General features: G+C 70.7%; 20 protein-coding genes and 2 tRNA genes. 6 read left to right on the top strand and 16 right to left on the bottom strand.

The window, feature by feature from the left end:
- The first annotated feature begins 270 nt into the window (after positions 1-270).
- Positions 271-687, top strand: a complete 417-nt coding sequence (locus ACWD01_RS06930; protein ID WP_451158859.1) for a Fur family transcriptional regulator — start codon at positions 271-273, stop codon at positions 685-687.
- Between the two features lie 124 nt (positions 688-811).
- Here the strand turns inward: ACWD01_RS06930 and ACWD01_RS06925 are convergent.
- The 4 genes from ACWD01_RS06925 to ACWD01_RS06910 form a co-directional block, all read right to left on the bottom strand.
- Positions 812-885: transfer RNA gene (locus ACWD01_RS06925), tRNA-Met, on the bottom strand.
- 45 nt (positions 886-930) lie between these two features.
- Positions 931-3,129 carry a sel1 repeat family protein gene (locus ACWD01_RS06920; RefSeq protein ID WP_451158857.1) on the bottom strand — a complete coding sequence of 733 codons (2,199 nt, stop codon included), beginning with the start codon at positions 3,127-3,129 and terminating at the stop codon, positions 931-933.
- A 204-nt stretch (positions 3,130-3,333) separates the two neighbouring features.
- A tRNA-Met gene (locus ACWD01_RS06915) sits at positions 3,334-3,407 on the bottom strand.
- A 42-nt stretch (positions 3,408-3,449) separates the two neighbouring features.
- Positions 3,450-6,419 (bottom strand): UPF0182 family membrane protein, encoded by a 2,970-nt coding sequence (locus ACWD01_RS06910; protein WP_451158879.1) that lies wholly within the window; start codon positions 6,417-6,419, stop codon positions 3,450-3,452.
- A gap of 136 nt (positions 6,420-6,555) precedes the next feature.
- Here ACWD01_RS06910 and ACWD01_RS06905 point away from each other — a divergent pair, with 136 nt between their 5' ends.
- Positions 6,556-7,113 (top strand): PPA1309 family protein, encoded by a 558-nt coding sequence (locus ACWD01_RS06905; protein WP_356892287.1) that lies wholly within the window; start codon positions 6,556-6,558, stop codon positions 7,111-7,113.
- A gap of 102 nt (positions 7,114-7,215) precedes the next feature.
- On the opposite strand, the gene ACWD01_RS06900 is transcribed toward ACWD01_RS06905, so the two are convergent.
- From ACWD01_RS06900 to ACWD01_RS06885, 4 genes are all read right to left on the bottom strand, one after another.
- Positions 7,216-8,304, bottom strand: a complete 1,089-nt coding sequence (locus ACWD01_RS06900; protein ID WP_451158854.1) for a YlbL family protein — start codon at positions 8,302-8,304, stop codon at positions 7,216-7,218.
- Positions 8,305-8,405: 101 nt separating this feature from the next.
- Complete coding sequence (locus ACWD01_RS06895; protein WP_356892291.1) at positions 8,406-8,588, bottom strand: hypothetical protein; 183 nt, start codon at positions 8,586-8,588, stop codon at positions 8,406-8,408.
- A gap of 150 nt (positions 8,589-8,738) precedes the next feature.
- Positions 8,739-9,200: a molybdenum cofactor biosynthesis protein MoaE gene (locus tag ACWD01_RS06890; protein ID WP_451158852.1), complete on the bottom strand. Its 462-nt coding sequence runs from the start codon at positions 9,198-9,200 to the stop codon at positions 8,739-8,741.
- 117 nt (positions 9,201-9,317) lie between these two features.
- On the bottom strand, positions 9,318-10,442 hold the full coding sequence (locus ACWD01_RS06885; RefSeq protein WP_451158850.1) for an SDR family oxidoreductase: 1,125 nt from the start codon (positions 10,440-10,442) through the stop codon (positions 9,318-9,320).
- A 190-nt stretch (positions 10,443-10,632) separates the two neighbouring features.
- On the opposite strand from ACWD01_RS06885, the gene ACWD01_RS06880 reads away from it, so the two are divergent.
- Complete coding sequence (locus ACWD01_RS06880) at positions 10,633-12,111, top strand: zinc-dependent metalloprotease (protein WP_451158848.1); 1,479 nt, start codon at positions 10,633-10,635, stop codon at positions 12,109-12,111.
- Entirely contained in the window at positions 12,108-12,638 is a 531-nt protein-coding gene (locus tag ACWD01_RS06875; protein ID WP_451158846.1) for an NUDIX hydrolase, read from the top strand. Before ACWD01_RS06880 ends, ACWD01_RS06875 begins: the two co-directional genes overlap by 4 nt.
- 90 nt (positions 12,639-12,728) lie before the next feature.
- Here ACWD01_RS06875 and ACWD01_RS06870 read toward each other — a convergent pair whose 3' ends face one another.
- From ACWD01_RS06870 to ACWD01_RS06855, 4 genes are all read right to left on the bottom strand, one after another.
- Positions 12,729-13,484 (bottom strand): AIM24 family protein, encoded by a 756-nt coding sequence (locus ACWD01_RS06870; RefSeq protein ID WP_451158844.1) that lies wholly within the window; start codon positions 13,482-13,484, stop codon positions 12,729-12,731.
- Positions 13,485-13,503: 19 nt separating this feature from the next.
- Positions 13,504-14,184, bottom strand: a complete 681-nt coding sequence (locus ACWD01_RS06865) for an AIM24 family protein (RefSeq protein WP_451158842.1) — start codon at positions 14,182-14,184, stop codon at positions 13,504-13,506.
- 14 nt (positions 14,185-14,198) lie between these two features.
- Positions 14,199-15,875: a TerD family protein gene (locus tag ACWD01_RS06860; protein ID WP_451158840.1), complete on the bottom strand. Its 1,677-nt coding sequence runs from the start codon at positions 15,873-15,875 to the stop codon at positions 14,199-14,201.
- Positions 15,876-15,981: 106 nt separating this feature from the next.
- Positions 15,982-16,605: a SprT-like domain-containing protein gene (locus tag ACWD01_RS06855; RefSeq protein ID WP_451158838.1), complete on the bottom strand. Its 624-nt coding sequence runs from the start codon at positions 16,603-16,605 to the stop codon at positions 15,982-15,984.
- Positions 16,606-16,875: 270 nt separating this feature from the next.
- Here ACWD01_RS06855 and ACWD01_RS06850 point away from each other — a divergent pair, with 270 nt between their 5' ends.
- Complete coding sequence (locus ACWD01_RS06850) at positions 16,876-18,018, top strand: ThiF family adenylyltransferase (RefSeq protein ID WP_451158836.1); 1,143 nt, start codon at positions 16,876-16,878, stop codon at positions 18,016-18,018.
- A 62-nt stretch (positions 18,019-18,080) separates the two neighbouring features.
- A complete protein-coding gene (locus ACWD01_RS06845; RefSeq protein ID WP_451158834.1) occupies positions 18,081-19,442 on the top strand; it encodes an ABC1 kinase family protein in 1,362 nt (453 codons plus the stop codon).
- 7 nt (positions 19,443-19,449) lie between these two features.
- Here the strand turns inward: ACWD01_RS06845 and ACWD01_RS06840 are convergent, their stop codons facing one another.
- From ACWD01_RS06840 to ACWD01_RS06825, 4 genes are all read right to left on the bottom strand, one after another.
- A complete protein-coding gene (locus tag ACWD01_RS06840; RefSeq protein ID WP_451158832.1) occupies positions 19,450-19,650 on the bottom strand; it encodes a hypothetical protein in 201 nt (66 codons plus the stop codon).
- A 254-nt stretch (positions 19,651-19,904) separates the two neighbouring features.
- Positions 19,905-20,228: a hypothetical protein gene (locus tag ACWD01_RS06835; protein ID WP_451158830.1), complete on the bottom strand. Its 324-nt coding sequence runs from the start codon at positions 20,226-20,228 to the stop codon at positions 19,905-19,907.
- Positions 20,225-20,599 (bottom strand): WhiB family transcriptional regulator, encoded by a 375-nt coding sequence (locus ACWD01_RS06830; RefSeq protein WP_451158828.1) that lies wholly within the window; start codon positions 20,597-20,599, stop codon positions 20,225-20,227. Before ACWD01_RS06830 ends, ACWD01_RS06835 begins: the two co-directional genes overlap by 4 nt.
- A 169-nt stretch (positions 20,600-20,768) precedes the next feature.
- Positions 20,769-21,098, bottom strand: coding sequence for a hypothetical protein (locus ACWD01_RS06825; protein WP_451158826.1), 330 nt, complete (start codon positions 21,096-21,098; stop codon positions 20,769-20,771).
- Between the last annotated feature and the right edge of the window lie 96 nt (positions 21,099-21,194).

Genomic DNA, 21,194 nt, shown 5'->3' with positions numbered 1-21,194 from the left:
AGCAGGAGCTGGTCCTGGACGAGCACCGGCCCGCCGACGCCCGCGGTCTCGCTGTTCTGATTGTCGGCGACCGGAGCCCCGGCCTCCGTGGTGAGCGGTCCCTGCGTCACGTGCGCCTCCTGCGTCATGTACTGCCCAGTCGTCTCTCGGCACTTCCCTGCCCTTGGCCAGTGCCGGTGTCGATCCTACAATGGACATTATCTAAGTCAAGCGAGCATCCAAAGTCACACCCGTTCGGGACTGCGTCCCTCTCACTGTTAGGCTGGCCCTATGAGTGACCTTCTGGATCGACTTCGCGGACGCGGCTGGCGGATGACCGCACAGCGGCGTGTCGTGGCCGAGGTCCTCGACGGCGACCATGTCCATCTGACCGCCGACGAGGTGCACGCCCGTGCGGTGGAGCGGCTGCCGGAGATCTCCCGGGCGACCGTCTACAACACCCTGGGCGAGCTGGTGAACCTCGGCGAGGTCCTCGAGGTGTCGACGGACCGCCGCGCCAAGCGGTACGACCCGAACGCGCACCGTCCGCACCAGCACCTGGTCTGCGCCCGCTGCGGCGCCGTCCGGGACGTACACCCGGTGGGCGATCCGCTCGCCGACCTGCCGGACACGGAGCGCTTCGGCTTCACGATCTCCGACGTCGAGGTGACCTACCGAGGCACCTGCCCGAACTGCGCCACCGGCTAGCGCACCCGTACGAAGAAGCAGGCCCCCGACGCTCTGAGCGTCGGGGGCCTGCTTCGTGATGCGCGCCGGATGGGGCACACACGCCGAAGGCCCGGATCTATTAAGGATCCGGGCCTTCTGTCAGTAGCGGGGACAGGATTTGAACCTGCGACCTCTGGGTTATGAGCCCAGCGAGCTACCGAGCTGCTCCACCCCGCGGCGATGAACACAACATTACGTCACGCCGCCGACCAGCGCAAATCACTATGCGGTGAGCTCCTGGAGCAGTGCCTCGCGCAGCCGGGCGGCCCGCTCGGCCACCTCGGCGGGACCGAGTTCGACGGCCCTCGCGCACCACCGCTGCCCCTCGGCCAGCTCGCCCCTGCGGGCCGCGAGCAGCGCGAGACGCAGCGCCGCCCGGCCGTGCCCCGCCCGGGCGGCACGGGTCCACCACAGCGACGCCTCGCGCTCGCTGCCCTCGCGGGCGAGCAGCAGCCCCAGATTGAACGCACCGCTGCGGCTGCCCGTCTCCGCGGCCTCCCGGTACCAGCGGGCGGCCTCCGCCATGTCGCCGCGCGCGGCGGCCAGCATGCCGACCCGTACCTGGGCCCGGCGGTGCCCCTGCTCGGCGGCCCGCTCGTACCACTCCTCGCACTCGTCCTTCGCCGCCACCGGCTCCCCGAGCGCCGGCGGTCCGGGCGGCGGACGGCGGGAGTCCAGCACGGTGGCGAGCCGGAACGCCGCCTCCGCGCTGCCGCCGCCCGCGGCGCAGCGCAGGTGGCGCTCAGCGCCCTGCTCGTCACCGTCCCGCAGCAGGGCGATGCCGACCTGAAGCGCCGCCTCCGTGTGTCCGGCCGCGGCGGCCCGCTCGTACCAGGCCAGGGCCGTACCGTCGTCGTCCCGGCCTGCGTGCAGGATGCCCAGGTTGAAGGCCGCGTCGACGCTTCCGGCCTCGGCCGCCTTGGAGAACCACGGCTCGGCGCCCACGGCGTCGCCGGCCTGCAGCAGCAGGACGGCCAGCGCGTTGGCGGCCTCGCGGTGTCCGGCGTACGCGGCCCGGCGGTACCACTGCTCGGCCTGGGCCGTACGGTCCTGGGCGGCGCAGAGCAGCCCGAGGTTGTACGCGCCGTTGACGTCGCCCGCGTCCATGGCGGCGCGGTACCAGCGCTCCGCCGTCTGCTGCTCGCCGCGTGCGGCGTGCAGCGCGCCCAGGGCGTTGGCCGCGTTGCCGTCGCCCTCCTGGGCGGCGCGCAGCCACCACACGGCGGCGCTCTCCTCGTCGCCCGCGTCGCGCAGCAGGAAACCGAGCGCACAGGCGGCGCGCGCCTCGCCGTCCTTGGCGGCGGTGAGGTACCAGCGGCCCGCCTCCTTGAGCTCGCCGCGCTTCTCGAGGATCGCCCCCAGGTGCAGGGCGGCCCGCCGGTGACCGCGCGCGGCGGACTGCCGGTACCACTGGGCGGCCTCGTCGAGCAGGGCGCGGCCCGGGGCGGTGGGTCCGCCGTCCGTGCCGGTTCCCTGCTCGCCTGTCCCGCCCGTACGGGCCCGGCGTCCCGCCTTGCCCGTGCCGCCGCCGGTACCGGCGGCCTCGTCGCCGCCGGGGGCCCGGTGCGCCTCCTCCGCGTCCGCGAGCGCGCGCAGCGCGGCGTCCGTCTGCCAGAGCCCGCCCGGGCTCGCGGCGTCGCCCTCACGGGCGGCGGCCGGGGCGGTGCGTGCGGCGGGCGCCTGGCCGGCCCGGGCGGGGGCGGCGGGGCGCCACTCGGGGGCAGCGGTGGTCCGGGCACCGGAGGCGGGGCGGACCAGCCGGTCCAGCCCGTCGCTCTTGCGGCACTCCTCCACCGCACGGCGCTCCAGGGCGCGGGCGAGCCGGTACGCCGCCTCGCGGTGGCCCTGTTCGGCGGCCATGCGCAGCCAGCGCTCCGCGCCCTTGTCGCTGCGGTGCTCCAGCAGGTCGGCGAGCGCGTAGGCGCCGAGGGCGTGGCCCTGCTCCGCGGACTGGCGCAGCCAGTACTCGGCGGCGGGCTCGTCGCCCCGCTCGCGGAAGTGACGTCCCAGGGCGTGCGCGGCGGCCGCGGAGCCGGCCACGGCGGCGATCCGCCACCAGCCGGCCGCCTCCTCCGCGTAACCGCGCTGGTGGAGCAGCACGCCGAGATTGTTGGCCGCGGCGCGGTCACCGTCCGCGGTCGCGCCCCGCAGATACGGCTCCGCCGCGTCCAGGTCCCCCCGGCGCAGCAGCAGCGCGCCGAGGACGCTCATGGCAGCGGTGTCCCCGGCGTCGGCGGCGCTCCTATGACGCGCCTCCGCGCCGGCGGTCTCCAGCGCGTCGGTGTTGTCGTCGTCGGTGTGGTCATTGCTGTGACGGCCGGCGCCGACCACCGCGTCGATCGCGTCCGCCATGTCCCCGGCATGCGGCTGCACAAACCGCCCTGTCTCCAACAGAGTTGCCCTGTCCCCCATAAATTCCATCGTCGCACCACCTGCAACCCGCGTACACCTGGTATACCGCAGCCAGTGAGGTCACTTCAGCGTTTTGTCGACATGCCCACAGAGAGATAAGTCAAACACGAACGGCCCCAACTCACGGCCCGCGGCACGCACTTCGGGGCGGGAAAGAAGTGGGCAACACGAAGAAGGCCCGGATCCTGGAAGGATCCGGGCCCTCTTCTTCAGTAGCGGGGACAGGATTTGAACCTGCGACCTCTGGGTTATGAGCCCAGCGAGCTACCGAGCTGCTCCACCCCGCGTCGTTGTGTTGCAACCGTACCACGACGCGGGATGGTGCCTGGTCACTCGCCTGGCGGAGCCCCTCCGTCAGGCTCGGCGTCCGGTTTCGCGTCAGGCTTGGCGTCCGGCTTGGCGTCGGACTCCGCGCCCGGCGCGGGCTCCGGCGGGGCCTTCTGCGCGTCGGCAGCGCGCTTCAGCGCGGCCTCCAGGTCGGCCTGCGCCTTGCCGTAGGCGGCCCAGTCCGTCGGCTCCTTCTCTAGGGCCGCCCTGGCGTCGTCGTACGCCTTCTGGGCGTCCGCGATGGCCTTCTTGAGGGCGGCGTCCCCGGTGGCCGGGGGCTCGGTCGGGTCGCCCGGCGGCTCGGCCGGGTCGGTCGGCGGCGTCTCCTCCTCCGGAGCACCCTCCTCCCCGAAGACCTGAGTGAGGGCGCCGGCGAGGTCGTCGGCGAAGCCGATCTTCTGCCCGTAGACGACCGCCACCTTGCTCAGCAGCGGGAACTCGGAGCCCCGGCCCTGGGCGTAGATGGGCTCGACGTACAGGAAGCCGCTGTCGAGCGGAACCGTCAGCAGGTTGCCGTACTTGATCGTCGAGTCCGCGCCCTTGAGGTCACGGACGTACGTGGCGATCGGGCCATGGCGGTTGAGCCGGCTCTGCACCTGTTCGGGACCGTCGACGTTGTCGTCGGTCACCCGCAGCAGCTGGATCTTGCCGTATTCCTTACTGTTGGCGTCCGCGTCGACCGCCATGAAGGCCCGGAGGTTGGGCCGTCCACTGGGGGTGAACGTGGTCGTCAGCGAGAACTGCTGGGCCTTGTCACCCGGCAGCTTCATCGACAGGTAGTACGGCGGCACCGCGTTGCTGTCCGACTTCGTCGGGTCGTTGGGCACCTGCCAGGCGTCACTCGCGTTGTAGAACTGGTCCGCGTCGGTGACGTGGTAGAGGGCGAGCAGCTCGCGCTGGACCTTGAACATGTCCTGCGGGTACCGCAGGTGGTCCTGCAGCGCGTCCGGGATGTCGGCCTTGTCCTTGACCGTGCCCGGGAACGCCTTCTTCCAGGTCTTCAGCACCGGGTCGTTCTCGTCCCACTCGTACAGCGTGACGGTGCCGTCGAAGGCGTCGACGGTGGCCTTCACCGAGTTGCGGATGTAGTTGACCTGGTTCTGCTGCGCGACCACCGCGCGCTGGCGGTCGGTCAGCGAGTCGGCCGTGGTGTCGCCCAGCGTCGTCCGCGAGGCGTACGGGTACCCGTTGGTGGTCGTGTAGGCGTCGACGACCCACTGGATCCGCTTGCCGATCACGGCCGGGTACGCGTCGCCGTCGATGGTCAGCCACGGGGCGACCGCCTCGACGCGCTGCTTCGGCGTGCGGTTGTAGAGGATCTTGGAACCGTCGCCGATGGCTCCCGAGTACATGATCTGCGGCTCGCTGAAGGCGACGGCGTACGCGGCACGGTTGAGCGGGCCGGAGACGTCGATGCCGCCCTTGCCCGTGTAGCTCGTGGTGACCTGACCGCCGCCGTCCTGCTCGTAGTCGAGCTCCTTCTGGGGGCCGCCCACGATCGAGTACTGCGTGGTCTTCTCGCCGTAGTAGATCCGCTGCTCGTAGTCCCCGAGCATGCCCTTGGTCGGCAGACCGGACTCGGTGAACGCCGGCGAGCCGCTGGTGCCCTCCGCGGTCGCGGTGCCCTTGGCGGTGACGGCTCCGAAGCCGTGGGTGTACGTGAAGTGGTCGTTGATCCAGTTGCGCTTGTCGACCCCGGCGAGGTTGAGCTCACGCAGACCGATGATCGTGTCCTGGCCGGCGTACCGGTCGACGTCCAGGGTGGACGGGAACTGGTAGTACTTACGCTCCTGCTCCAGCTGCTGGAACGTCGGCGAGACGATGTTCGGGTCGTTGATGCGGTAGCTGGCGGCGGCGTCGGCGTTCTTCCGCTGCTGTGCCGGGTTCTTGACCTCGCCGCGGCCCGTGTAGTCCCCGGGCTTCACCCCGTCGATGCCGTAGGCCTTGCGCGTCGCGTCGATGTTCTTCTCGATGTACGGCGCTTCCTTGGCCTGCTCGTTCGGCTGGACCTGGAACTTCTGCACGATGGCCGGGTACAGACCGCCGATCAGGATCGCCGACAGGACCATCAGACCGAAGCCGATCACCGGCAGCTGCCAGGTGCGGCGCCACAGCGTCGCGAAGAACAGCAGCGCGCAGATGACGGCGATGCAGAACAGGATCGTCTTCGCCGGCAGATACGCGTTGGCGTCGACGTAGCGCAGGCCCGTCCAGTTGTCGGTCGCCTTGAAGTCGCTCGACTTCACCGCGAGGCCGTACCGGTCCAGCCAGTACGCCACCGCCTTCAGGGCGACGAACAGGCCCAGCAGCACCGACAGATGGCCGGTGGCCGCGGCGGTCGCGCGGGCGCCCGGGCTGGTGATGCGCAGCCCGCCGTACAGGTAGTGGGTCAGCGCAGCGGCGATCAGCGACAGCACGATGGCCGCGAAGCCGAAGCCGAGCATGAACCGGTACCACGGCAGGTCGAACGCGAAGAACGACACGTCCATGCCGAACTGCGGGTCCTTCTGGCCGAAGGACACCCCGTTCACCCACATGAGCCAGGTCCGCCACTGGCCCGTGGCGGACGCTCCGGCGATCAGCCCGACGAGCGCGGTGATCGCGAGGAGCACCCACTTCTTGTACGGGGCGATGCTCATCCGGTAACGGTCGAGGCTCTGTTGCTCCAGCGACATCGCGCTGAGCGGCGGCCGCAGCCGGTGCGCCAGCCAGATGTTCACGCCGACGGCGGTCGCCATCAGCAGACCGAAGACGGCGAACAGGCCGATCTTGGTCCAGAGAGTCGTGGTGAAGACGGACGAGTAATCGACCGAGCGGTACCAGAGCCAGTCGGTCCAGAACCCGGAGAACATGACGAACACCATGGCCAGGACAGCCAAGGCGCCCAACGTCACAAGCAGGGTGCGGACACGCCGGGACGGCCGGCCCACTCTGATCCGTGGCCCTGTCGGGCCTCCGCCGCGGTCCGGCATCTGGAAAGCCAACGTGCGCCCCTCGAAGTTCGCGGTTGTGTGAAACGGGCCCCGCGATCGTAGAGCCCACCTATGCAACTTACTGAGGCTTTACCTAGTTCCCGTCGCGGGGCAGGAAGGAGGCAGGATATTGGGCATGCCCAACGTTTCCTCTTCCGGCCCCCCGATGGCCGCGACCCCACTCACCCGCGCCGTGCTCGAGATCGACGAGTACGCGGCCGGTCTCGGCTGGGATCAGCCGGCCCGGCTGTTCGCTCTCGTCGACACCGCTCAGCTGCGCTCCCAGGAACCGGGGCTGGCCTCACAGCTCGGCCTTGACACCGCCGAGCAGGCCGCGCCGCTCACCCCCGTCGAACAGGACGAGATCCCGGCCGGCACCCCGCTGGACGAGTTCCTCGGCACCATCGCATGGCCCGACGCGGTCGCCGGCTGCGCACTGACCGTGGAGCGGCTGATGCTGCCGCCCTCGGCGGAGTCCGACGTACCGGTCGGACTCGACGACACGGCCCTCACCAAGTGGGTGGCCGAGCACCCCGACCGGCAGGAGGTCCGGATGACCGTGGCCGTGCTGCGCGACGGCAGCAGGGAGTCCGCGCTGCGGCTGCGCTCGAAGGACTCCCCGAACGAGGTGCTCACCGGGGCCGGCCTCGTTCCCGGCCTGGCCGAAGCCCTGCACGCGACCTTCGAGTCGTAGACGCGACTCGTACGGCGACGCCGCGCCCCGATGGTCGGGGCGCGGCGTCGTGGCTCGCGCGTCTTTGGCCGGCGGCTCGCCGGGGGGCTTGCGGCTGGCGGGTCAGCTCGCCGAGCAGCTCGGCAGCGCGGCGGTGTCGCCCGCCTCGATCTTCGTCAGCGACGCCCGTGCGTCCTTGATGGTGTCCACCTTCACCAGCGTCAGCCCGTCCGGGGTGTCGGAGGCCGCGGCCGCGCAGTTGGCGCTCGGCGTGAGGAAGTACTCCGCACCCGCGTTGCGCGCGCCGACGAGCTTCATCTCGATGCCGCCGATCGGTCCGACCTTGCCGGCCTCGTCGATGGTGCCCGTACCGGCGACGAAGTTGCCGCCCGTCAACTCCCCGGCCGTGAGCTTGTCGACGATGCCGAGAGCGAACATCAGACCTGCGCTCGGGCCACCGACGTCCGCCAGATTGATGTCGACCTCGAACGGGAACGTGTGGTCGGTTCCGGCCTGGATCCCGACGATGGCCCTGCCGTCGTCCTCGGCCTCGACCGTCTCGACCGTGACCTTCGCGGTGTTCTCCGGCTCCTTGCCCGCCTTCTCCGCGGCGGCGGCCTCGTCGACGGGCACGACGGTGAAGACGACCTCCTCACCGGGCTTGTGCTTCACGACGAGCTTCGCGACGTCCTCCGGCTGCTTGACGGGCGTGCCGTCGACGGCACGGATCACGTCACCGGCGTGCAGCCTGTTCTGCGACGGCGAGCCCTTGACGACGGAGGAGACGACGACGCGCGCCTTGACGGGGATCTTCAGCTCGCGCAGGGCGGCGACCTTGGCGCTCTCCTGTGACTGGCTGAACTCCTCGGCGTTCTCCTGCGTCGACTCCTCCTCCGTCTTCCCGTTCGGGTAGAGGGTGTCGTGCGGCACGACGACGTAGTCGTGCGCCACCCAGCCGTAGACCGCCTCCAGGAGGTTCATCTGGTAATCGGCGCCGGTCACCCGGACCGTCGTCATGTTCAGATTGCCGGTCGTCGGGTAGGTCTCACGGCCCGAGATGTCGAGCACCGGCTCGCCGTCCGCGGTCCCGAGAGTGTTCACCGTAGGACCGGGGGACATCTTCGCGTACGGCACGGTGAGGAACACGCCCGCGCAGAGCAGCGCAATGAAGATGAGCGTGGAGGCGAGCATCGTCGCGGTGCGGCGTGGCATGGAACGACAGTACGGGACATGCCTGCGAACGCACCGTCGGGGCCGGTCCGTCCGGGGCCCTGAGCAGCGGCGCGGGACGGCCGGTCGGTTCGGTCAGTGTGTCAGGGACGCACGGCGTCGGTGCCGGAGGGGGAGGCGGCCCGCTCCATGGCATCACGGAAACGGGCATACCCGGCGAGCTCGGCGACATCACCGCTCGTACGGTTTCTGGACGCCCAGCCCGCCCATATCGCAGCACCGACAGCAGCGAACAGCGGAATCAGCAACCAGGCCAGAACTGCCATCGCGACCTCCCTACCCCATGAGCGAAAGCACCGACTGATCAGCAGATTAGTCATCTGCCGCTTCAACGCTCACGGCAGGGGTGCGGTTACGCAAATCGGGCGGATGGGTACTGGTCGGGTTTCAGCGTCATCCCAACGGCACGAGCACGGTCAGCACGCACCCACCCATTCTTCTGCACCATCTGAGAAACGCTGATGCTTCCAGATCGGCACCTCGTGCTTGAGGTCGTCGATCAGCTTCCGGCAGGCCTCGAACGCCTCGCCCCGGTGCGGGCAGGACACGGCGACGACCACCGCGAGGTCACCCACCGCCAGGTCACCCACACGGTGGACGGCGGCCAGCGCCCGAACGGGGTACTCCGCGGCGACCTTCTCGGCGATGCGGCGCATCTCCGCCTCCGCCGTCGGGTGGCAGGAGTACCCGAGGGTGTCGACATCGGCGCCACCGTCGTGGTTGCGCACGGTGCCGACGAACAGCGCCGTGCCGCCCGCGGCATCGTCGCCGACCGCCGTGAATACCTCGTCGAGGGACAGCGGTGTGTCCCGGATCGCCAGCAGACGGATCGGGTCCGTCGCCGCCTGCTCGCCTGGATGGTCGTACGTGCGTGCCATGACGTCCATCGTGCCGTACGGCACCGACAACGCGGAATAGCCCTTTCGACCGTTCGGGATCAATCCTCGTTGGAGCCTCCCACAAGCCCCTGCCCCGACCGGGGCCCGGCGGTCTCCTCAGATCCTCCGGCGTGCCTTGCGTGCCCGGCGGACCAGGGCGGCCGTGCCGAGCAGCGCGACGGTCGCACCGGCGGCGCCCGCGGCGGTGGCGTCCTTGCGGCCGAGACGACGGCCCGCCACCGTGTGGCGGCCCTCCACCTCCTCCAGGAGCGCGGCCAGCACCTCCTCATTGGTCCACTGCGGACGCCAGCCCGCGTCGTGCAGCCCGCTGACGCTCACCACCCAGGGGTGCATCGTGTACGCGAGGTCCCCGGCCGGCGAAGGCGTGAGCCCGATCCGGTGGAGGCGGGCCGCGGCGCCCAGAGCCACCGCCGACGGCAGCTCCATCCGCCGGATGCCGCTGAGCTCCTCGATCTCCTCCTGCTCCAGCCAGCCGTCGCAGCCCACGGCCAGCTCGCCCTCGACCTTCTCGAGGGCGGCGTACTCCAGGGCGCTGACCAGGTCCTCGACGTGGCAGAACTGCCAGGTCGGGCGGGACCCGGCGACCACGAGCAGCCGGGGCGACTCGAAGTAGCGGGTGAGCGCGGTGTCGGTGCCGCCCACCAGGACGGCCGGTCTCAGCACCGTCACGTTGAGGCCGGGGTGCGCGCGGGGCGCGCGGCGGGCCAGTCTCTCGATCTCGAGAAGGTCGCCGACGCCGGTCGCCTCGGCCGTGGCGCGCAGCTCGGCGTCCTCCGAGAGCGGGATGTCGTTCTCGGGCAGCGCCCCGTAGACCATGGCCGAGGTGCACAGGACGACCCGGTGGACCCCGGCGGCGGCGGCCGCGGTCAGCACGGTCTGGGTGCCCCGGACGTTGTAGGCGGTGCGCGCGGCGGGATCGGAGTCCAGGCCGAGGTCGAGCGCCAGGTGCACGACGACGTCGACGCCGCGGAGCTTCTCCGCGATGGCCGGGTCCCGCACGTCGAGGATGTGCCACTGCGCCTCGGTCACCTCGCCGCGGCGCTCGTCCAGGGCCACGACCTGCTTGACCTCGTCGGACTCGGCGAGGCGCCGGGTCAGCAGATCACCGATGCCGGTGGCGGCGCCGGTGACCGCGACGACGGGGCCACGGCCGGACGGCCCGCTGCCTGCGGGGGTTGAGTGGTTTCGCGCTGCGCGAACCTGCGGATCTGGGGAACTCACCAGGCGTCTCCAGCGGTTGTCTTCAGTACGTAAGCGAATGACGCATACGCACCAGGTGGCGTCCATCCTGCCGCAGGCCACGTGTCGGCGGAGCACCGAGCCCGTAAGCGGTTCGGATGTCTACGCTGGGTGGTGATGTCGGGCAGCCGCCGCCGGCAGAAGTCGGCGGCCCTACGAGCCGAGGAAACCCGTGAGTGACACCCCATTCGGATTCGGCCTTCCGCCGGAGGAGCCGGAGAACGGCGACGAGGGCAAGAAGAAGAATCCCGGCGAAGGTGGCCAGGGCTCCGGAGGGTCCCCGGCCGACCCGTTCGGATTCGGTTTCGGGAGCGGCGGGGACAACCCCTTCGCGGCCATGTTCGGCTCCCTGAACCCGAACGACCTGGGCGCGGCCTTCCAGCAGCTCGGCCAGATGCTGAGCTACGAGGGCGGCCCGGTCAACTGGGACATGGCGAAGCAGATCGCCCGCCAGACCGTCTCCCAGGGCACGCCGGACGGCACCAAGGACGCCAGCGTCGGCCCGGTCGAGCGGACCGCGGTCGAGGAGGCGGTGCGCCTGGCCGACCTGTGGCTGGACGGCGTGACGTCACTGCCCTCCGGCGCGAGCACCGCCGTGGCGTGGAGCCGGGCGGAGTGGGTCGAGGCGACCCTGCCGGCCTGGCAGCAGCTCGTCGACCCGGTCGCGGAGCGCGTCGGCCTCGCCATGGGCGATGTGCTGCCCGAGGAGATGCAGGCCATGGCCGGCCCGCTGATCGGCATGATGCGGTCGATGGGCGGTGCGATGTTCGGTCAGCAGATCGGACAGGCCGTCGGCGTGCTGGCCGGTGAAGTGGTCGGCTCGACCGACATCGGGCTGCCGCTCGGCCCCGCAGGCAAGGCGGCGCTCCTGCCGCTCAACGTCGACGCGCTCGGCAAGGACCTCGGCGTTCCCAGGGAAGAGGTCCGGCTCTATCTGGCGCTGCGCGAGGCCGCCCACCAGCGGCTCTTCGCCCACGTGCCGTGGCTGCGCTCGCATCTGTTCGGCGCGGTCGAGGGGTACGCCCGCGGGATCAAGGTCGACACGACCAAGCTCGAGGACGTCGTCGGCCAGTTCGACCCGACGCATCCCGAGCAGCTGCAGGAAGCACTCCAGCAGGGCATGTTCCAGCCGGAGGACACCCCGGAGCAGAAGGCGGCCCTGGCCCGTCTGGAGACCGCCCTGGCGCTGGTCGAGGGCTGGGTGGACGCGGTGGTGCACGAGGCGGCCTCCTCCCGGCTGACGTCGGCGAGCGCCCTGCGGGAGACGCTGCGCAGGCGCCGTGCCTCCGGTGGCCCGGCCGAGCAGACGTTCGCGACCCTGATCGGCCTCCAGCTGCGTCCCCGCAGGCTTCGGGACGCCGCACGGCTGTGGGCCTCGCTGACGGACGCGCGCGGCATGGACGGACGTGACGCCCTGTGGGAGCACCCGGACATGCTGCCGACGGCCACCGACCTGGACGACCCGGACGGCTTCGTCCACCGCGAGCAGCTGGACTTCTCCGAGCTGGACAAGATGCTCGGCGAGGCGGCCGGCGGGAACAAGGGCGGCCCGAAGCTCGACAAGGACCGGCCGGGCGACTCCGGTGACTCCGGCGCGCAGGGAAGCACCGGCACGGACGAGGACCGAGGCGAGGGCGACACCGACAAGTGAGCCTCCATGACGACGCGGTCCTCGTACTCAAGGGCTACGACGCCCGAGGTGAACAGGAAGATCTGCGGCAGACGTATCTGGATCATCTGGCACAGCACCCGGACGGGACATGGAAGTCCTGCCACGCCGGGCATCTGACGGCCAGCGCCCTGGTGATCGACCCGGAGCACGGACGGGTGCTGCTCACGCTGCACAAGAAGCTCGGCATGTGGCTGCAGATGGGCGGCCACTGCGAGCCGGACGACACGACACTCGCCGGTGCGGCGCTGCGCGAGGCGACGGAGGAGTCCGGGATGGCCGGGCTCTCCCTGCTGCCCGGCGGGCCGGTCGTCCTCGACCGCCATCCGATCCCGGCGCCGTGCCACTGGCACCTGGACGTGCAGTACGCGGCGCTCGCCCCGGCGGGCGCCGCCCCGGCGATCAGCGACGAATCCCTGGACCTGCGCTGGTTCCGGTACGACGAGGTCGCGGACGTCGCCGACGCCTCTGTCATACGGCTCATGGAGCGTACGCGGGCGCTTCTTTAGCGGCTCCGGACACAGGCGGGTACGGGCGACAGACACGGGTAAGGGGCGGTCGACAAGGCGACCGCCCCTTACCCGTGTCTGTCGCCCGGGCTAGTTCCAGGCGTTGTTCTGGTTCTGGGCGTGGGAGCCGTGCTGGCCGGCGCCGAACTGCGCGCGCACGCCCTGGCCGATGTCCGCGCTCTGCGGGGGCATGACCTCGCTGGGCTGGACCAGGGCGAAGCCCTGGCCGAGGAAGCTGAGCTCCCAGCCCTCTCCGGTGTTGCCGCGGCGACGGCGCACGCCGGAGGAGTGCGTCTGCGCCTGCATCTGCACCCGCAGGCCCGTGGACCAGGCGACGATGGCATCGGCGTCGGCGTTGACGTACTTGTCCGGGGTGACCTGCATCATCAGCGGCTGACCGGAGGTCATCAGCGCGACCTTGCCCCGGCCCGAGATGTTGAGCTGGTACTTGCCGGACCCGGAGATGCCGTACTGGCTGTCCACCGCGATCACTTCGGTGTGCAGCGTGGAGTCGAGCGCCAGGACGTAGGCGCTGTCGACCGTCATGCCCTCCTGGTCGACGTCCACCACGTGGATGTACTGCGCGAGGTTGGCGAAGTAGACCGTGCCCTGACCCGAGCAGCGCATCAGGTCGAGGCCCTCACCGGTGTTGGCGCGGGACCGGCGCTGGTTGCTCGACTGGTACTCGCCGTCGAAGTCGACCAGTCCCTGGTACGCCACCATGGCGCCCTTGCGGGCGAGGATGTCGTCGTGGCCGGTCAGCGCGACCCGCAGCAGCTGCGGGTTCTGCACGACGTACCGTTCCTGGCTCTGCTGTTCTGCGTAGTTGAAAAGCGGGCTCTGCATGATGTGTTCTCGCTCCCCCTCAGTGCCGGATCCGCAGGCGGTCGGTACTGTCCTCGCTCGGCTGTACGACGACGATGCCCTCGCCGGAGAAGGCCATCTGGTACGCCTCGCCGCTTCCCCGCCCGATCAGCGAGGACGCCTTGAAGCTGCGCTTGCCCTTCACCTTCAGGTTCGGGGACCAGGCGACGAGCGCGTCGGGGTCGACGTACGTCTCGTCCTCGCCGCGGCCGCAGTCGACCACGATCGGGGTGCCGCGCGAGGTCAGGGCGACCCAGCCCGTCCCCGCGATCTCCACGTTCCACAGGCCCTGGCCGGCGAACTTGGCCAGGCCCTTGACCTTGCCCACGCCCCACTGGAGGTGCGCGTCGAAGGCGAGCAGATTGCTGCCGTTGACCGAGAGCGAGTCGTTGTTGAGGTTGATGACGACGATGTCCGCGCCGTAGTCGGCGAGGTAGAGCAGTCCGTCGCCGGAGCACTTCATGACGGGCGCGCCCTCGCCGGTCACCCACTGGCCGGCGATCTGCCGGACGGCGGGCGGGTTGGGCTCGTACTGGACGAAGCCCTCGTAGGCGACCATCGATCCGGTACGCGCGTACAGGTCCTGGCCGGTGGCCATGGCGACCTTGAGCATGGCGCGGCCGTGGTTCTCCATCCGGGCCGCGACGGGGGTCGGGGCGAAGCCCGCGAGTTGCTGGTTCATTTCTTCGGGCTCCCTCAGACCTCGTACGGCTGGACGACGATGAAGTTGCCGGGGGCTCCCCGGAACTGGAGGTTCACGGTCTCGCCGCTGTGTCCCGGATACGCGTTGCGGCGCAGCCGGACCTGGCTGGAGAGGATGACCTGTGAGGCGGCCGACCAGGCGACGACCGCGTTGCAGTCGGCGAACGTGGTGGGCGTGACGGGCAGGACGACGGGGATGCCGTGCGTCTTGACGACCACGGTGCCCGTGCCCTGGAACATCATCGTGAACAGCGCGCCGCCGGGGATGCCGTGGCCCTCGATGCGGCGGACCTCGTGCTGCAGGGACTCGTCGAAGGCGAGGACGTTCTCGGCGGAGACGCAGATCCCGTCGCCCTGCAGCTCGATGGAGTGCAGATGGGCGCCGTCCTCGGCGAGGAAGACCTGGCCGCGTCCGCTGCAGCGCATCAACTGCATTTCCTGGCCGGTCGCATTGCCGACGACCCGGCCGGCGAAACCGGCTCCCTTGTAACCGAAGTCGACCTTGCCCTGGTACATGACCATGCTGCCCTGGCGGGCGAGCACGGGCGTGCCGCCCATGGTCAGGTCGACGCGCATGAGCTGCTGGTTCTGCGGGGTCCAGCGCTGGCCCGTGGCCGTCTCACGGTACGGCTGCAGGGCCGCCTGGAGACCGGCGCCGCCCTGCGGAGCTCCCTGGGGCACGCCGCCCTGGGGCATACCGGGAGGCTGCTGGCCGTACGGGGCTGGGGCCTGCTGACCGTACGGGGCGGGGGGCTGCTGACCGTACGGCGACGGCATACCGGGCTGCGGCGGCTGCCCCGGGACCTGACCGGGCATCTGGCCGGGCATCTGTCCTGGTGGCGCCTGGCCGGGGACCTGGCCGAACTGCGGCTGCTGCGGCGGCTGTCCGTAAGGGGACGGGGCCGGCGGCGCCATAGGGGCGGCCATGGTCGGTGCGGCGTGCATCTGCGGGTTCTGCTGGGCGGCGGGAGCCTGCGGGGCCACCGGTGCGCCGAAGGAGGGCGCGGGCTGCGGCGGCTGCGGAGCCGCGGGTGCGGCAGGGGCCGCCGGAGCTCCGAACGCCGGTGCCGGTGCGGACGCCTGCGGAGGCGGGGCGAACGACGGAGCCGCGCCCTGCGGCGGCTGCGCGACCGGCTGCTCCTCCTCGGCAACCTCGCCGCCGAAGTTCTTCAGCAGGGCGTCGAGACCGCCGTCGAATCCCTGGCCGACGGCAGCGAAACGCCATACGTCCTTGAGGTAGAAGTCCCCCAGCATGACGGCGCGCTCGGTCGTGAACTCGGAGCCCGTGAAGGCGTACCGCACGACCTCTTCGCCACCGGCGACGATGCGGATGTACCCGGGGCCGATCTGCGACATCTGGCCGGCACCGTCGATCGTGGCGGTGAAGGACAGACGGTGGATGTTCGCCGGGATGCGGTCGAGCGTGACGCGGAACGACTCGGTGTCGCCGGACTGCGCGCCGAGCAGCTGAATGGACTCCTCGGGCGACTTCGGCTGGTTGAAGAAGATGAAGTACCGGTCGTCGGACAGCTGCTCGTTGACATCGAGCCCGAAGCAACTGATGTCGAAGGTCAGACCAGGAGCGGCGATCTGCACGCCTACGTACAGATCTGTTCCCGGAGTGAGATCACTGATCTTGGCCTTGTGGCCGCGTTGAAATTCCCTGGCCATACGTTACGACCGTCCCCCATCCCGAATTGAATGCGTCGCGTCAGGCTAACCGCTGGGGCGGACATTGAGCCAAGCCGGTACACATTCGGTACAGGACCGTTGACCGTCACTCTCCGCGAGCAGTCGGCAGATGCGGCAGCCGGTCGGCGGAGACGACGCCCTCCAGATAGCCGCGGGCGCGCTCGGTGCGCGGGTAGGCCTCCATCAGCCGCCAGAACCTGGGGCCATGACCGGGAACGAGCAGGTGGGCCAGCTCGTGGACGAGCACGTAGTCGACCACGTACTCGGGCATGCCCTGGAGCCGGTGGGACAGCCGGATACTGCCCTCCGCCGGAGTGCAGGACCCCCAGCGGGTGTTCTGGTTCGTCACCCAGCGTACGGAAGCCGGTCTGGCGCGCCCGTCGAAATACTGGGCCGACAAACGCTCCGCACGCTCCGTGAGTTCGGCGTCACCGAGGACCCGCTTGCTCTCCTGTGCGGCGAGTTTGTCGAGCATGACGCCGACCCAGCGCCGTTCCTCCGCCTCCGACATCCTGGCCGGGATCAGCACGATGGTGCGGTCACCCTCCCGGTACGCGGAGACCGTTCTGCTGCGCCGGGCGCTGCGACGGACCTCGACCGCGCTCGTCCCCGATCCGCGGGGCGGGTGGCGTGGCGCGCTGCGCTGCTGACCTCCCGCAACGCGCGGCGAGGTCTCCCCAGCGAGGCGAGGGGGAGGATCGACGGACACGCTTCGACGTTACCCGCTGCCCCTGGGAGAAGTCCCGTCCCTGGGACGCCTGCCACTTGATCCACCCCATGGCTGCACCATTTGAACGACTAATACCCCCTGCCTGTGGACAACTTTTCACACGCATCGCGGCCGCCCCGCATTCTGGCAACGGTTCGGACACGGCTCCGGATCACCGCGGCAAAGAACGAGCCGTGCCTGACGACGGCCGTGCAAAACGACGAGCCGTGCAAGCAACGAGCGGTGCCAAAGACCGACGGGGGAACGGAAATGCATCCGATGATGAAGCCCGCTTTGCGGCGGGCATGGCGGGACCGCCAGTCCGTGCAGTTCGGGGTCACGCCCGCGCACGCCGTGACTCTGGGGCCCGTGGACACGGCGACCGGCGCCCTGATGGAGTTGCTGGACGGAACACGCGGCCTCCCACTGCTGCGCGAGGAGGCACGGGCCATGGGCCTGCCGGACGGCAGGGCGGAAGCCCTCGTGAACCGCCTGACGGCAGCGGGCCTGCTCGACGACCCGACGGCCGGGGGCCCGGCGGTCGCCGCGCTGCGCAAACGGGCCGCGGCCCACGACCGGTTACGGCCGGACATCGCCTCACTGTCCGTGATCCATCCCGAACCGGGCGGCGCAGCAGGGCGGGTGGCCGCCCGGCGGGCCATACGGGTCCAGGTGCGCGGAGCGGGGAGGGTGGGCGCGTCGATCGCCGCGACGCTCTCGGCCGCCGGTGTGGGGCGGGTCGAAGTGCTGGACGGCGGATACACGGAGCCCGGCGACGTGGCACCCGGCGGCCTGCCCACCGAGGCGGTCGGGGACCGCAGGGACGCGGCGGCCCGGCGGCTGGTGCGGCGCGCCGCCCCGGCCGGCCGGCCGCGTGCCGCCGAGACCCGGGACCCGGTGGGTGCGGAGCCGGCGCTCAGCCTGGTCGTTCTCGCGCCGCGCGACGGGCTGGCCGCGTACGCGCCCGCCCTCCAGGAGGCCGAGGAGCGGATCGCAAGCGGCATTCCCCACCTCTATACGGGTGTAGTGGAGGCCACCGGCGTGGTCGGCCCCCTGGTGCTGCCCGGCTGCACGGCGTGCGGAAGCTGCATGGAGCGGAGGCGGGCGGATCTCGATCCGGGAAGGCCGCGGCTGCTCGCCCAGTGGCGGTCCGGCCGGCGCAGGACCGTGGCCGCCTGCGACATGACGCTGGCCACGGCGGTGTCGGGCCTGGCCGCCTGCCACGCACTATCGTTCCTCGACGGCGGAGCACCCGCGAGTGCCGGATCCAGGTGGGAGCTTTCGCTGCCGCAATTGTCATGGCGGTCCGAACGGATCCACCCTCATCCCGACTGCGTCTGCGGCGCGGCGGGAAAAACTGAGAGGGGGAACACCTCGGCGGTGGCCGCGACGCACGCGACAATGAACGGGTAACCGCGGTCGGCGGACTTCACCGCCGGCAGCCGCGGCAGGCTGTCTGGGATTTGGAGGGGCGCATGTCTGATCTTCCCCGGAAGGCGGTCACCCGGACCGCCAAGCTGGCAGCCCTGCCGCTGGGCTTCGCCGGCCGGGCCACCTGGGGGCTGGGGAAACGCATCGGCGGCAAGTCGGCCGAGATCGTGGCCCGCGAGCTGCAACAGCGCACGGCAGAGCAGTTGTTCCGCGTTCTGGGGGAGCTGAAGGGCGGTGCGATGAAGCTCGGGCAGGCACTGTCCGTCTTCGAATCGGCGCTGCCCGAGGAGGTCGCCGGCCCCTATCGTGCCGCTCTGACCAAACTTCAGGAGGCGGCGCCTCCGATGCCGACGCGGACGGTCCACGCGGCGCTGGAGGAGCGCCTGGGCGAGGACTGGCGAGAGCTCTTCCTGTCCTTCGAGGACAAGCCGGCGGCCGCCGCGTCGATCGGTCAGGTGCACCGAGCGGTGTGGCACGACGGACGTGACGTCGCCGTGAAGGTGCAGTACCCGGGCGCGGGCGAGGCGCTGCTGTCCGACCTGGCCCAACTGAGCAGGTTCGCCCGCCTCTTGGGGCCGCTCGTCCCGGGCATGGACATCAAGCCGCTGATCTCCGAGCTGCGCGACCGCGTGTCCGAGGAGCTGGACTACGAACTGGAGGCGCAGGCCCAGCGCGAACACGCCGCGGAGTTCGCCGACGACCCCGCCGTACTCGTGCCGGACGTCGTGCACCAGAGCGACCAGGTCCTGGTGACGGAGTGGATCGACGGCATACCGCTGGCCGACGTCATCTCCGGCGGCACGGACGAGGAGCGGGACCGGGCGGGCCAGCTCCTGGCGCACTTCCTCTTCTCCGGCCCCGCCCGCACCGGGCTTCTCCACGCCGACCCGCACCCGGGCAACTTCCGGCTGCTGCCCGACGACCAGGGCGACGGCTGGCGCCTGGGAGTGATGGACTTCGGCACCGTGGACCGGCTGCCGGGCGGGCTGCCCGACACCATCGGTGAATGTCTGCGGATGACTCTCGAGGGCGATGCGGAGGCGGTCTACGGGCTGCTGTGCGAGGAAGGCTTCGTCAAGGAGTCCATCGACCTCGACCCGGACGCGGTGCTGGAGTATCTGCTGCCCATCATCGAACCGGCCGAGGCGGAGGAGTTCACCTTCACCCGCAGCTGGCTCCGCACCCAGGCCGCCCGGATCGCCGATGTCCGGTCCCCCGCCCATCAGCTGGGCAAGCAGCTCAATCTGCCGCCGTCGTATCTGCTCATACACCGCGTGACGCTGAGCACGATCGGGGTGCTCTGCCAGTTGAACGCGACGGTGCGGCTCCGGGCCGAGCTCGAGGCGTGGCTGCCCGGGTTCCTGGAGGAAGAGGCGGAGGAGGTCGCGGAGGCGGAGGGCGCCTGAGGCGCACTCACCACCAGGACGAGTCGAGCCGGCCCTCGATCGCTCTGAGGTTGGCACGGGCGCAGTCGTCACAGAAGTAGCGCCGGACACCGTCCTCCACGGAACAGGTCCAGGTCACCGGTGTCTCCTCGGCGACTGTTCCGCAGCCGGCGCACACGACGTGCGCGCCACCCGGCTGCTCGGGCTGAGGGGTCGTGTCCTGTTCCACCTCGCGACGATACCGCCGCCCGCTTCCCGGGGCCGGAAGAACGCACCGCGCCGCCGACGGAAACCCCGACCGGTGCCGAGGCGCCACGTCCAGCCGTGGGCCGCGGCAGCACGCCCCACCGCCGGACCGGGCCCAGCCGGATGCCCCGGCCCGGCCAGCCGGCCGCCCCCACTTGAGCGCACCGCCGGCCCCCCTCCGAACGCGCCGCGGGGGCCGGTCCGTTCGGACCGGCCCCCGCGGGGAGTGCGTCGTCTTCACTGCATGATGGCCATGGCCAGGGCGCGACGGGCACGCATCGTCGCACGCTCGGCACGGCGCTGCATCCGCCGGGCGGCAACCAGGCGCACGGCCTGGCGTTCCGCGTCGACTTCGAGCAGGCGCTCTTGCATATGCGCACGGGCAAGGGCTTCTGGGATGAGTTGCATTTCGCGGGTCCTGTTCTGACGCGAGGCGTTCTCGCGGATGGTGGTGACGGCTCGGGTGGCGGAGCCCTGCGGCTCGCTCGGGGAAGAGGTCATCGGGGCCTGCTTCTTGGGGTCGTGCGTGACGGGTCGATCGATGGTTCCGAGGGCGTTCATGCCGCGACCGGGTTCTTGCGCGGGCGGCCACGCGGCCGCTTGCGGGCGACGACCACACCCTGGACGAAGAGCTCTCCGCCCCAGACGCCCCACGGCTCACGCCGCTCCTTGGCGCCCGCGAGGCAGGCCTCCATCAGCGGGCAGGTGCGGCAGAGGGACTTGGCGTACTCGACGTCGGCCGGCGACTCGGCGAAGAAGACCTCCGGGTCGTAGGACCGGCACGGGACGGGTACGCCCAGCTTCTCGATGGCGTCGTCGAGCGCGGTGAGCGCGGTGAGCGCGGTGAGGGGAGTCAAGTTCGAGTCCTCGGTAGGAGCGGGCGGGATGGTCTCGGAAGGCGGTACGGACGGGGCGTGCGCTTCGAGTTGCACGGTGTGTTCTTCCTCGTCTGGTCGTTCCGGCCGGTCGGCCGGGTGGCAGTTGGTACCGGGTGCTGCTGGTCCCGAGGCCCCTTCGCGCTGTCCCTCGTCGGGGAAAACAGAAGGGCCGCGGATCCCGGGTGGGGTTCCGCGGCCCTGAAGGCGCCGGCCTGATGTCGTATCAGGCTGGATCACTCCAGGGTTCGAGCCCGCGGAAGGCCCACTTCTTCGTCTGGTGCTTCGTCGTCTGCTGCTCGGTGCCGGCACTGGCCGCCGCGAGGGCATAGGCCTGAGCCTCTGCCGCTGCTACTCCTGCTGCCAGTGCCTTGGCCGGTCGCTCATTGCGCTCCCGGACGGGCAGGCCGCCCAGACCGGACACGGGAAGCGCGGCGGGAATGCCGGACATACCGGTGCCGTGGAACGCGGACGAGAAGCCGAGCGAGCAGGCGGAGGCGACCGCGAGATCGGTCATTTTGGCGGTGCTGACGAAGCTGCTGTTGATGCTGATCACTGGAATCGCCTCCTCTCGGCGTCTCGGGGACCGGACGAACCGGTCACGCTGTTCGGGTAAGTACAGCACGAAGACAGGGCTTCGAAGAAGCCGCTG

This window comes from Streptomyces sp. NPDC002835, from assembly GCF_053591995.1.
The sequence above is the reverse complement of the archived record's forward strand: the minus strand, read 5'-3'. Positions and strand labels throughout refer to the sequence as shown.

Excerpts from the sequence above, each read along its gene's own strand:
- ACWD01_RS06930 (WP_451158859.1), top strand. The coding sequence starts at position 271 with ATGAGTGACCTTCTGGATCGACTTCGCGGACGCGGCTGGCGGATGACC.
- ACWD01_RS06920 (WP_451158857.1), bottom strand. The coding sequence starts at position 3,129 with ATGGAATTTATGGGGGACAGGGCAACTCTGTTGGAGACAGGGCGGTTT.
- ACWD01_RS06910 (WP_451158879.1), bottom strand. The coding sequence starts at position 6,419 with ATGCCGGACCGCGGCGGAGGCCCGACAGGGCCACGGATCAGAGTGGGC.
- ACWD01_RS06905 (WP_356892287.1), top strand. The coding sequence starts at position 6,556 with ATGCCCAACGTTTCCTCTTCCGGCCCCCCGATGGCCGCGACCCCACTC.
- ACWD01_RS06900 (WP_451158854.1), bottom strand. The coding sequence starts at position 8,304 with ATGCCACGCCGCACCGCGACGATGCTCGCCTCCACGCTCATCTTCATT.
- ACWD01_RS06895 (WP_356892291.1), bottom strand. The coding sequence starts at position 8,588 with ATGGCAGTTCTGGCCTGGTTGCTGATTCCGCTGTTCGCTGCTGTCGGT.
- ACWD01_RS06890 (WP_451158852.1), bottom strand. The coding sequence starts at position 9,200 with ATGGCACGCACGTACGACCATCCAGGCGAGCAGGCGGCGACGGACCCG.
- ACWD01_RS06870 (WP_451158844.1), bottom strand. The coding sequence starts at position 13,484 with ATGCAGAGCCCGCTTTTCAACTACGCAGAACAGCAGAGCCAGGAACGG.
- ACWD01_RS06865 (WP_451158842.1), bottom strand. The coding sequence starts at position 14,184 with ATGAACCAGCAACTCGCGGGCTTCGCCCCGACCCCCGTCGCGGCCCGG.
- ACWD01_RS06860 (WP_451158840.1), bottom strand. The coding sequence starts at position 15,875 with ATGGCCAGGGAATTTCAACGCGGCCACAAGGCCAAGATCAGTGATCTC.
- ACWD01_RS06850 (WP_451158836.1), top strand. The coding sequence starts at position 16,876 with ATGCATCCGATGATGAAGCCCGCTTTGCGGCGGGCATGGCGGGACCGC.
- ACWD01_RS06845 (WP_451158834.1), top strand. The coding sequence starts at position 18,081 with ATGTCTGATCTTCCCCGGAAGGCGGTCACCCGGACCGCCAAGCTGGCA.
- ACWD01_RS06835 (WP_451158830.1), bottom strand. The coding sequence starts at position 20,228 with ATGAACGCCCTCGGAACCATCGATCGACCCGTCACGCACGACCCCAAG.